Raw genomic sequence first — 11528 nt, forward strand, 5'->3', positions numbered from 1 at the left:
GAGACCGGCGGTGGAGACCGTCACACCGCCAGCAGCACCGCGGCTGCCCGCTGCGCTTCGCTGGCCCAGTCGATGCCGGGCTCGGTGTGGGCGCCCACCATCGCGCCGTCGTAGAGCATCGCGAGTCGGATCGACATGGCGGTCGGGTCGTCGGCGCCGGCCTGCTCGGCGAGGTCGCGGAACAGGCCGCGCACCCAGGCGCGATGATCGACGTTGACCGCGTGCGCCGGGGAGTCCCGGGTGCTCTCGGCTTCGGCGTTGATGAAGGGGCAGCCGTTGAAGTCTTCGGTCGCGAACCAGGCGCCGAGCAGGTCGAAGACCAGCAGGACGCGCTCCGCCGGTGCCAGGTCGGACCCGGCGAGGTGCTCGTCGACGTGCGCGCGCCACGCTCGACTGCGGCCGTCGACGTAGGCGCCGACCAGGTCGTCCTTGCTCGGGAAGTACGTGTACATGCTCGCCTTGGACACCTTCGCTGCCTCGGCGATGGTGTCGACGCCCGTTGCGTGCAGTCCGTTCGCGTAGAACAGCCGGTCGGCCGTTGCCACGACCCGTTCGAGCGCGGGTCGGCGTCGGGTGCGGGGTGGGGTGTCGGTCACGATGTCCTCCTGAACTGATCTGTTCAGATTAGCGGCGTGTCGCCCTTGCGTCGACCCCTCCACGCGGACGTAGGGTGATCCTGGCCAAACAGATCTGTTCAGATAGGACATCCCATGAGCATCCACACCAGCGCACTCGTCACCGGCGGCACGAGCGGCATCGGCCGAGCGGCTGCCGAGAAGCTCGCCACCCTCGGCCTGCACGTCGTCGTGACGGGACGGAACACCGAGCGGGGAGACGCCGTCGTCGCCGGGATCCGCGAGCGGGGCGGCCGCGCCGACTTCGTGGCGGCCGACCTGCACGACGCAGCGAGCGCAGCGGCGGTCGCGACCGAGGCCCAGCGCCTCGCCGGCGGCCGGATCGACGTGCTGGTCAACAACGCCGGTGTCTTCCCGTTCGGTCCGACCGAGGCCACGACCGAGGCGGACTTCGACAGCGTCTACTCCCTCAACGTCAAGGCTCCGTACTTCCTCGTCGCGGCCCTTGCGCCGGCGATGGCGGAGCGCGGCACGGGGGCGATCGTGAACGTGACGACGATGGTCGCCGAGTTCGGCGCCGACGGCATGGGCCTGTACGGCTCGACGAAGGCGGCCCTCGTGCTGCTGACGAAGTCGTGGGCGGCGGAGTTCGGCACGAAGGGCGTCCGGGTCAACGCCGTCAGTCCCGGACCGACCCGCACCGAGGGCACCGCGGCCATGGGCGAGGGACTCGACGCGCTCGCCGCGCAGGGCCCGGCCGGGCGGCCCGGCACGCCGGAGGAGGTCGCGGACGCCATCGTGTTCCTCGCCACCGATGCGTCGTCGTTCGTGCACGGCGCGGTCCTGCCGGTGGACGGCGGGCGCATCGCGGTCTGACCCGAGTGTCACCGTCCACTCCGCGAAGGCGACAGTCCTGCGCCGACCGTCCGCGGTGATCTGTCGCTCTCGCGATGGAGACGTGCGGGGGAGACGGACCGCGCAGTCGGACGGGAGGCCCGTGGCGGCGCCGCCACGGGCCTCCCGTCCGTCACGCGCTCACTGGTGCAGGAAGTCGGTCCGCTCCGCCTCGACGACCGGCTCCAGCCGGACCCGGACCACCGGGCCGGAGTCGACGCTCGCGATCCCGTCGACCGTGACGACCAGCCCGTCCGGGCGCTGCTCCCACTGGGCCTCGCCGTCGTGGCCCAGGACCGCGACCGAGCGGATCGGCCGCCCGAGCAGTCCGGTGGCCGAGCCGAACGCGCGGATCCGGGCCTGCCCGTCCGTGGGATCGGCGAGCAGCGTGGCGTAGACGGCATCGCCGGTGACGTCGTGGCGGGTCGTGAAGCGGACGTCCTCGGCGGTGTAGGCGACGGACTCGGCATCGACGAACGAGCCGGCGGGATGGGTCGTCGGACCCTCGCCCGAGATCGTCCACGGGCGGGTGCCGTAGACCGCTTCGCCGTTGCGCGCCAGCCAGGTGCCGATGCCGCGCAGGATCCGGACCTCGTCCTCGGGCAGGGTGCCGTCGGGCTTCGGGCCGGTGTTGAGCAGCAGCACGCCGTTCTTCGCGACGACGTCGATCAGCTCGGCGACCAGGTCGCGGACGGACTTGTAGTCGTGCCCCTCGATCCAGCTCCACGCGGTCTTCGCGATCGCGGTGTCGTTCTGCCAGACCATCTCCGGCGTGGAGCCCATCGCCCCGCGCTCGATGTCGTACACGGCACTGCCGGGGGCGAACGTGCCCCACTTGTAGTTGATGACGACCTCGCGGCCCCACTCGGCGGCACGGTTGTAGTAGTACGCGGCGAGGGTCCGGACGTACGGCTGGAACGCGGGCTGCTCGATCCACCAGTCGAACCACAGCACCTGCGGGCGGTACGCGTCGATGAGCTCGACCGTGCGGAGGAGCCAGTCCTCGAGGAAGCGTTCGTTCGGCGCGGTCTCCTCACGCTGCGCGGGCCCGTACAGGTCGGCGTACGCGGGGTCGAGGACGTCCGAGGGGAACTTCGTCCCGCCGTTCATGAAGAACCAGTGCTCGGCGCGGTGCGACGAGGCCCCGCGGACCATCCAGGCGGCGTCCGCGGCGACGAGCAGCTCGCCGAACACGTCGCGCTGCGGGCCGAGCTGGGCGGCGTTCCACCGCGACCGGGCGGTGTCGTACATCGCGAAGCCGTCGTGGTGCTCGGCGACGGGGACGACGAACTGGGCGCCGGCCTCGCGGAACACGCGGACCCACTCGGCGGCGTCGAAGTGCTCCATCGTGAAGGACGGGATGAAGTCCTTGTACCCGAAGGCGTCCTGCGCGCCGTGGGTCGCCACGTGGTGCTCGAACTCCGGCGTGCCCTGCCGGTACATGTCGCGGGAGTACCACTCGTTCCGGAACGCGGGGACCGAGAACACCCCCCAGTGGATGAAGATCCCGAACTTGGCGTCCTGGTACCAGAGCGGTGCGCGGTACTGCTGCAGGGACTCCCACGTGGCGTCGTAGGGCCCCTGGCGGACGACGGCGTCGACGGCCGCGAGGGCTGCGGTGTTGTCGGAGACGTCGACGGGGTCGGGCAGGGTGGTGGGGTCGAGCGGGGTGAGCGGTTCGTGCACGGGGTGCTCCGATCGGGGACGCGGCGGCGGTGGCGCGGACACAGACATCCTATGTCTGGGTTGAGCGCGCTGTCACGCGCGCGGGCCGGTCGGGCCGCTGCGGCCGCGTGCGGCTCGGTGCGAGGTTGTGCACGCGGTGCGAGGAGACGAACTCGCACGGTGTCCGCAACCTCGCACCGTGCGTCACCGCAGGACCGCGCGGCGGGCGGGAGGCGCGTGGCCGCGTGATCCCGTGGGGCGTGCCAGCGGGCGGGCGGGTCGCCCGTCCGGTCAGCCGGCGTCGGGCACGCTCGGGTCGGTCGAGCCGCGCACGACGAGTTCGACCGGGTTGCGGACCCGTCCGTGCTGGACGCGACCGTCGATCATCGCGACCAGGGCCTCCGCGGCCAGACGTCCGAGCTCCTGCAGGTTCATGTCGATGCTGCTGAGCTGCGGGCGGGCGCCCTCGACCAGGATGTCCCAGTTGTCGAAGCCGACGATGGCGACGTCCTCGGGGATCCGTCGGCCGGACTCGCGGACCGCGTCCATCACGCCGCGGCCGATGTGGTCGCTGCCGGCGATGACGGCGTCCAGGTCGGGATGCCGTTCGAGCAGGCGCACCGCGGCCTGTCGTCCCCAGGTCTCGTTCCACATGCCGAACACCAGCCCGGGGTTGCCGACGAGTTCCATGCCGTGGGCCTCCATGGCGCTGGTGACGCCGCGCAGTCGGTCGCGGGCGGCGGCGTAGGAGTCCTCGCCGTTGACGATGCCGATGCGGGTGCGGCCCGTCGCCACGAGGTGGTCGACGGCCATGCGCCCCGCGAGTTCGTTGTCGGGCTCGAACGACAGGTCGGCGTCGTCGGTCGATGGCGCGTACACGTACACGACGGGGACGTCGGGCTTCGACTGCATCGGAGGACGGGGGTTCGTCGTGCGGCCCACGATGAGCACGCCGTCGACGCGACGGGTCAGGAGGGACTGCAACTGCAGCTGCTCGCGGAGGGCGCTGTCGCGGGCGTCGGCGAGCAGGACCGACAGTGACCCGGCGCCGAACGCATCCTCGGCGCCGAGCAGGATCGGCAGGACGAACCGGTTGTCGAGGTCGCTCGTGAGCATGCCGATCGTGTTCGTCGATGCCCGGTTGAGGGCCCGTGCGAACGGGTTCGGGCGGAACGCGAGGTCCGACGCCGCTGCGAGCACCGCTTCGCGTGCACGGGCGCTGACGTGGGCCTTCCCGTTGAGCGCCTTGGACGCCGTGGCGACCGAGACCCCCGCGGCGCGCGCGACGTCCGCCAGTGTCGACGGGTCGTTGTCCATGTCCACCCTCTCGTCGAAACCAGTTTACGAGATGGGTTGACAGCGCGGCAAGACCCGTTCTACATTGCTCCCGAAACCGGTTTCGGTTCTGCTCGACGACGAGGACTCCTCTGCGGTCGGCGGTGCGGACCCGGTCCCCGACCACAGCGATCACACCGCATTCAGAGAGGAATCCGTGATCATGCGCACCAAGACCGTTCTCCGGATCACCGCCGTCGCAGCTGCCGCGGCCTTCACCGTCGCCGGCCTCACCGGCTGCGCGGCCTCGTCCTCGGGCTCCGGCTCCGGCGACGCCGCGAAGGGCACCTACACGTTCTGGGACCCGTACCCCCAGTACGACGCCTCGTCCGCCTGGGGCAAGCTCGTCACCCAGTGCGGCAAGGACGCCGGCGTCACCGTCAAGCGCACCGGGTACGACACCTCGGACCTGACGAACAAGGCGCTGCTCGCCGGGCAGCAGGGGAAGTCCGCGGACGTCCTGCTCGTCGACAACCCCGTGGTCTCCACGCTCGCCAAGTCGGGCATCCTGACCGACACCGCGACGAACGGCCTGAAGACCGGGGAGATCGCGAAGAACATCCTCGGTGCGGGGGTCATCGACGGCAAGACCTACGGTGTCCCGATCGGCGCGAACACCCTGGCCCTGTACTACAACCCGAAGGTGCTCGAGAAGGCCGGCGTGGACGTGTCCTCGGTGAAGGACTGGGCGTCGCTCACGGCCGCGCTCGAGAAGGTCAAGGCCTCCGGCGGCAAGGGCATCACGTTCTCCGGCATCAACACCGAGGAGGGCTCGTTCCAGTTCCTCCCGTGGTTCTGGGGCGCCGACGCCGACCTGACCAAGCTCGACTCCGCCAAGGCCGAAGCCGCACTCGACCTCTGGAAGGGCTGGATCGACAAGGGCTACGCGCCGAACTCGGTGATCCAGAACACCCAGACGACGTCGTGGCAGGAGTTCCAGTCCGGGGACTTCGCGTTCGGTGAGAACGGCACCTGGCAGAAGGACTCCGCCAAGCAGATGGGTGCCCAGGTCATCACGATCCCGGCCGAGAACGGTGGCGCCGCCCCGGTGCCGACGGGCGGCGAGTTCTTCACCATCCCGGTGCAGAAGGACACGGCGCGCTACGCCGTGACGAAGAAGATCGTCTCCTGCCTGTCCTCGGGCGACAACGTCGTCACGACCGACAACACGCTCAACTACATCGTCGCGTCGCCGACCCTGCAGCAGAAGCAGCTCGCCTCGGACTCGTCCCTGCAGACCTGGGTCGACGCGGTCAAGGCCGCCAAGGCCCGCACCGGGGACAACCTCGGCGTGAAGTACCCGGTCATCTCGGAGCAGCTCTGGACCGCCGTGCAGAAGGCCGAGAGCGGGTCGGCATCGCCGTCGGACGCGCTGCAGGCAGCGCAACAGGCGGTCGACTCCAAGCTCAGCAACTGACCTGCGCTGACCGCGCAGCACCTGCGCTGACCCCGCAGCACCACCACCCGAACCGACACAACGGAAGCCGACACGTCCATGACGACCGACACGACGTCACTGCACCGGTCGGCTGCGCGCACCCCGGTCGAGGCGGAGGACTCCTCCGCCTCGACCCGGGACCGACGCTCACGCGCGCAGCGACGAGCACAGCTCACGGCCTGGGCGTTCCTCGCCCCGGTGGCCATCTACCTCCTGCTCTTCTACGCGTACCCGCTCTACAAGAACGTCGAACTGAGCCTGCGCAAGTACACCGTCACCTCGTTCATCTCGGGGGACGCCCCCTTCGTCGGGTTCCAGAACTTCGTCCAGGTGTTCACGAGCGCGACCTTCGCCCCGTCGCTCTGGAACACCGCGGTCTTCGTGATCGTCTCGATCGCGGTGCAGTTCGCCCTGGGGCTCGCCCTCGCGGTGTTCTTCCACAAGCGGTTCCCCCTGTCTGGGCTGCTGCGCGCACTGTTCCTGGTGCCGTGGCTGCTGCCCCTGCTGGTGTCGGCGAGCACCTGGTCGTGGATGATGAACAGCGACTCCGGGGTGGTCAACGCCTTCCTGGAGTCCGCCGGCATCGGGCAGATCAACTGGCTGACCTCTCCGCAGTGGTCCTTGGTCGCGGTGCTCATCGCGAACATCTGGATCGGCATCCCGTTCAACCTGGTGATCATGTACTCCGGCCTGCAGGGCATCCCCGAGGAGCTCTACGAGGCGGCGTCGCTCGACGGCGCGAGCGGCTGGCAGCGGTTCTGGCGGATCACCTTCCCGCTGCTCCGGCCGGTGACCGCGATCACCCTGCTGCTCGGCTTCGTCTACACGCTCAAGGTCTTCGACATCATCTGGATCATGACCAAGGGCGGCCCCTCCGGGTCGAGCACCACCCTGGCGATCTGGTCCTACCAGCTGGGCTTCGGCTCGCTGCTCCCCGACTTCAGTTCCGCCGCCACCGTGGGCAACGTCCTCATCGTCATCGCCCTGGTCGTCGGTCTCGTCTACGCGCGCGTGCAGCGCCGCCTGGAGGTGTGAGATGGCTCGTCGACCCCTGTGGCAGACCGCCCTCGGCATCGTGTTCACCGCCGTGATGCTCTTCCCGGTGTACTGGATGGTCAACGTCTCGCTGACGCGGGACCAGGACATGCGGAAGTCCCCGCCGAACCTGCTGCCGTTCGACCCGACCCTGCACGGCTACACGACCGTCCTCGGCCAACAGCTGCCGTTCCTCGGCACGAGCCTGGTCGTCGGACTGGGCACCGTCGTGCTGACCCTCGTGCTGTCGGCACCGGCCGCGTACTCACTCGCCAAGCTCAATCCGCGTGGCGGCACGGTGATGGGGTTCGTGCTCCTCATCGCGCAGATGATCCCCGCGATCATCATGGCGATGGGCTTCTACACGATCTACGTGAAGCTCGGGATCCTGGACACCGTGTGGGGGCTGATCCTCGCCGACTCCACCATCGCGGTCCCGTTCGGCGTGCTGATCTTCTCGGCCTTCATGCGCGGCATCCCCGACGAGCTGCTCAACGCGGCGCGGATCGACGGCGCGAACACGTGGCGCACCTTCACCTCGATCGTGATGCCGGTCAGCCGGAACTCGATCGTCACCGTCTCGCTGTTCAGCTTCCTGTGGGCCTGGTCGGACTTCCTGTTCGCCAACACGCTCGACGGCGGCGGCGACGCCAAGCCGATCACGCTCGGCATCTACGCCTACATCGGCAACAACAACCAGGAGTGGAACTCGATCATGGCCACCGCCGTGGTCGCGTCGATCCCGGCGGCCGTCCTGCTCGTCCTCGCACAGCGCTACGTCGCTGCCGGGGTCACCGCCGGCGCCGTCAAGGACTGACCGCTCCTCCACCTCGTCTGCTCTCCCCAAGGACTCCCTCATGTCGCTGACCCACGTCACAGCCGGACCCACCGGGCCGGTCTCGCCCTCCTCGTCCACGCTCCACCCGCTGCCGCTCGGTGCGCTCCGTCTGACGGGCGGGTACTGGGGGGCCTGGCAGGAGCGGAACGCGGACACGGTGCTGGCGCACTGCGAGTCGTGGATGGAGCGCATCGGTTGGATCGGCAACTTCGACGCCGCTGCGTCCGGCGAACCGTTCGCGCATGCGGGGATCGAGTTCGTCGACTCGGAGGTCTACAAGCTGCTCGAGGCGATGGCCTGGGAACTCGGGCGGACCGGCGACCCGGGGCTGGCGGGCCGGTACGACCGGCTCGTCGCCCGGGTCGCCGCGGCCCAGGAGCCCGACGGGTACCTGCACACGAGCTTCGGCCGGCCGGGCCAGCCGGCCCGGTGGTCGAACCTGGAGTGGGGCCACGAGCTGTACAGCATGGGGCACCTGATCCAGGCGGCCGTCGCCCGGCTCCGGACCGCGGGTGGCGGAGCGTTGGTGGACGTGGCCGTCCGTCTCGCGGACCACCTGATCGAGGTGTTCGGGGACACCGGACGGGAGGCCGTGTGCGGCCACCCGGAGATCGAGCCGGCTCTGGTGGAGCTCGGCCGGGCGGTCGGGGACCACCGGTACGTCCTGTTGGCTCGCCTGTTCGTCGAGCGCCGCGGCCGCGGCCTGCTCGCACCGATCGAGTACGGGCAGGAGTACTTCCAGGACGACGTGCCCGTCCGCCGCGCGCAGGTGCTGCGCGGACACGCGGTCCGGGCGCTGTACCTGGCCGCGGGTGCCGTCGACGTGGCGGTCGAGACCGGGGACGCGGAGCTGCTGCACGCGGTCGAGACGCAGTGGGCGAACACGGTCGCGCGGCGCACCTACCTGACCGGGGCGATGGGGGCGCACCACCAGGACGAGGCGTTCGGCGCGGACTTCGAGCTGCCGCCGGACCGCGAGTACGGCGAGACCTGCGCGGCGATCGCGTCGAACATGCTCTCGTGGCGGCTGCTGCTGGAGACGGGGGAGTCGAAGTACGCGGACCTGATCGAGCGCACCCTGCTCAACGCCGTGATGGTCGCCCCGCGCGAGGACGGTCGGGCGTTCTTCTACGCCAACACGATGCACCAGCGCACCGAGGGCACGGTCCCGCCCGAGGACGAGGTCGTCGCCCGGGCGTTGTCGAGCCTGCGGGCGCCGTGGTTCGAGGTGTCGTGCTGCCCGACGAACCTGGCGCGGACGTTGGCGAGCGTGGAGTCGGTGTTCGCGACGATGACGACCGACGGGGTGCAGCTGCACCAGTACGGCGACTACGACCTCGACCTCACGCTGCCCGGCGGCACCGCGGTCGGGTTCGAGGTCCGCTCGGGCTGGCCGTTCGACGGCACCGTGACGGTGACCGCGACGACCGCGACCGAGCAGCCGGTGGCGCTGCAGTTGCGGGTCCCGGCGTGGGCCGACGGTGCGGAACTGACCACCCCCGACGGGCACCGGAGCGTGCTCGGCGGCGCCTCCGTCACGGTCGATCGGACCTTCGCGGTCGGTGACGAGGTCATCCTCACCGTCCCCGTCCGGGCCCGCATCACCGTGCCGGACCCCCGCATCGACGCGGTCCGCGGCACCGTGGCCGTCGAGCGAGGACCGCTGGTCTACGCGCTCGAGTCGACCGACCTGGGACGGGACGTCCGCGACGTCGTCGTCCTGACCGACGCGCCGGTGCAGGACCACGGGCCGGACGACGTCCGCGTCGCGGTGGCGACCCGCACCGTCCACGGTGGGTCGGGCCTCCCGTACGGGTCACCGGACACCGAGACCACGTTCGACGACACGGTCCGACTCGTGCCGTACGCGACCTGGGGCAACCGCGGACCCTCCACCATGCGGGTCTTCCTGCCCACCGAATGACTCGTCCCGGGATCACCCGGGACCGAACAAGGAGGAAGCAATGACGCATCTTCGACCACCAGTCCGATCCGGACGCCGACGAGCCCGATCGCGCCGGATCGCAGCGGTCCTCGCCGCACTCGCGGTCACCGGGACGGCCGCCTTCGGGTTCGGGGCCACCGCTCCGGCCTTCGCGGCCGGCAACACGCTGACCGTCAACGTGGGGACCACCGTCCGCCCCGTGACCCACGTCGCAGCCGGCGGCCTGTACGGCGTCGACACCGGCAGCACCCCGCCGCTGAGCCAGCTGTACCCGCTGCACGTCAACACCTTCACGCAGCCGCCGCCCGGCACCCAGCAGCTCGGCAACGGTGCCACCAGCCCCTGCTGCGACGGCCTGCAGGTCGCCGGGAAGATCACTGCCGCCGGTGGGCAGCAGTACCTCCGGCTGCCCGACGTCTTCAGCACCTTCCCCTACAACTGGGTCAGTTGGGCGGACTGGGAGTCGAAGATCAAGACGATGATCACGGCCCGGGTGAACGCGACCAGCACGACGAACATCTCCGGCTACGAGATCTGGAACGAGCCGGACGCGAACTGGACGACCAGCACGAAGAACGACCCGAACGCCGGCAGTTACCTCGACATGTGGACGCGGACCTACCGCGACATCCGTGCAGTCGACACGCTCACCCCGATCATCGGGCCGGGCGCCAGCGTCTACGACCACGACTTCATGCTCGCGTTCCTCACGAACGCGAAGAACACGAACACGCTGCCCTCGGTCGCGGTGTGGCACGAGCTCCAGGACTTCAGCTACCAGAACGTCCAGGCGCACGTCACCGACTACCGCGCCATCGAGGACTCCCTCGGGCTGCCGCACATCCCGATCTCGATCAACGAGTACGCCTCGCCCGGGCAGGTCGACCAGCCGAGCATCGGTGTCCACTACATGGCCTCGTTCGAGCGGGCCGGGATCGCGAACGCCGAGCGTGCCTACTGGTACGAGGCCGGCACGATGGACGGGCTGCTGTACAACAACCTGCCGACTGCGTCGTACTGGGCGTACAAGTGGTACGGCGACCAGTCCGGCAACGTCGTCCAGACCGTGCCCCAGTCGTACCTGGACGGGGTCGCCTCCTACGACGCGAGCCGCAAGCAGGTCAACGTCGTCTTCGGTGGTGACAGCGGTTCGAACACGATCAAGGTGAACGGGCTCTCCGGGCTCGGCAGCCAGGTCTCGGTGCAGCTCTCGTCCACCAACACCACGGGGCGCATGACGAACCAGGCCGCGCCGAACGCCGTGTCGACGACGACCTACACCGTCGTCAACGGGTCGATCACGGTGCCGGTGTCGAACATGGACGCGGTCGCGGCGTACCAGCTGCTCATCACCCCGACCACGGGTGCGACGTCCTACCAGCAGACGTACGAAGCGGAGAACGCCACGGTCGTCAACGCGGCCCGGCTGTCCTCGTCGACGGCGTCGAACGGGGGCTACGTCGGACGCATCGACAACTCCGGTGATGCCCGCACGGACAGCTTCGTGGACTTCCTGGTCAACGTGCCGACCGCCAAGGCGTACACGATGACCATCAAGTACGCGAACGCCACCGGCGCGACCGCGACGCAGGGACTCGCCTACAACGGCGGCGGGTTCTCCACGGTGAGCTACCCGCCGACCACGTCCGGCTGGGGGAACCCGACCGGCAGTGTCGACGTCACGGTGCAGCTGCAGGCCGGCTACAACATGATCCGGCTCGCCAAGGGCTCGCCGAACTACGCCGGCGGCACCGGCTACGCCGAACTGGACAGCATCCGCCTGCAGTAGGAGGACGCCGTCCG

Annotated in this window: 9 protein-coding genes; 6 read left to right on the forward strand and 3 right to left on the reverse strand. The window is 69.8% G+C overall.

All coding sequences use genetic code 11. The annotated features are described in order from the left end of the window. Positions 1–20: 20 nt before the first annotated feature. Positions 21–596: a TetR/AcrR family transcriptional regulator gene (locus BIU90_RS02430; protein WP_071298633.1), complete on the reverse strand. Its 576-nt coding sequence runs from the start codon at positions 594–596 to the stop codon at positions 21–23. Between the two features lie 114 nt (positions 597–710). Between BIU90_RS02430 and BIU90_RS02435 the strand changes: the two genes are divergently transcribed. Next, a complete protein-coding gene (locus BIU90_RS02435) occupies positions 711–1451 on the forward strand; it encodes an SDR family NAD(P)-dependent oxidoreductase (RefSeq protein ID WP_071298634.1) in 741 nt (246 codons plus the stop codon). 159 nt (positions 1452–1610) lie between these two features. On the opposite strand, the gene BIU90_RS02440 is transcribed toward BIU90_RS02435, so the two are convergent. Continuing rightward, positions 1611–3155 carry an alpha-L-fucosidase gene (locus BIU90_RS02440; protein ID WP_254786919.1) on the reverse strand — a complete coding sequence of 515 codons (1545 nt, stop codon included), beginning with the start codon at positions 3153–3155 and terminating at the stop codon, positions 1611–1613. A 270-nt stretch (positions 3156–3425) separates the two neighbouring features. After that, a complete protein-coding gene (locus BIU90_RS02445) occupies positions 3426–4451 on the reverse strand; it encodes a LacI family DNA-binding transcriptional regulator (protein WP_071298636.1) in 1026 nt (341 codons plus the stop codon). A 181-nt stretch (positions 4452–4632) separates the two neighbouring features. Between BIU90_RS02445 and BIU90_RS02450 the strand changes: the two genes are divergently transcribed. The 5 genes from BIU90_RS02450 to BIU90_RS02470 all read left to right on the forward strand — a co-directional run bounded on the left by BIU90_RS02450 (position 4633) and on the right by BIU90_RS02470 (position 11514). Further along, positions 4633–5886: an extracellular solute-binding protein gene (locus BIU90_RS02450; protein WP_071298684.1), complete on the forward strand. Its 1254-nt coding sequence runs from the start codon at positions 4633–4635 to the stop codon at positions 5884–5886. A gap of 78 nt (positions 5887–5964) precedes the next feature. After that, positions 5965–6942, forward strand: coding sequence for a carbohydrate ABC transporter permease (locus tag BIU90_RS02455; RefSeq protein ID WP_083403622.1), 978 nt, complete (start codon positions 5965–5967; stop codon positions 6940–6942). Between the two features lies 1 nt (position 6943). After that, complete coding sequence (locus BIU90_RS02460; RefSeq protein ID WP_071298637.1) at positions 6944–7759, forward strand: carbohydrate ABC transporter permease; 816 nt, start codon at positions 6944–6946, stop codon at positions 7757–7759. Between the two features lie 40 nt (positions 7760–7799). Then, positions 7800–9704: a glycoside hydrolase family 127 protein gene (locus BIU90_RS02465; RefSeq protein ID WP_071298638.1), complete on the forward strand. Its 1905-nt coding sequence runs from the start codon at positions 7800–7802 to the stop codon at positions 9702–9704. Positions 9705–9744: 40 nt separating this feature from the next. Then, on the forward strand, positions 9745–11514 hold the full coding sequence (locus BIU90_RS02470) for a hypothetical protein (protein WP_217640891.1): 1770 nt from the start codon (positions 9745–9747) through the stop codon (positions 11512–11514). Positions 11515–11528 lie beyond the last annotated feature (14 nt).

Source organism: Curtobacterium sp. MCBA15_001, from assembly GCF_001864835.1.
Lineage (GTDB): Bacteria > Actinomycetota > Actinomycetes > Actinomycetales > Microbacteriaceae > Curtobacterium.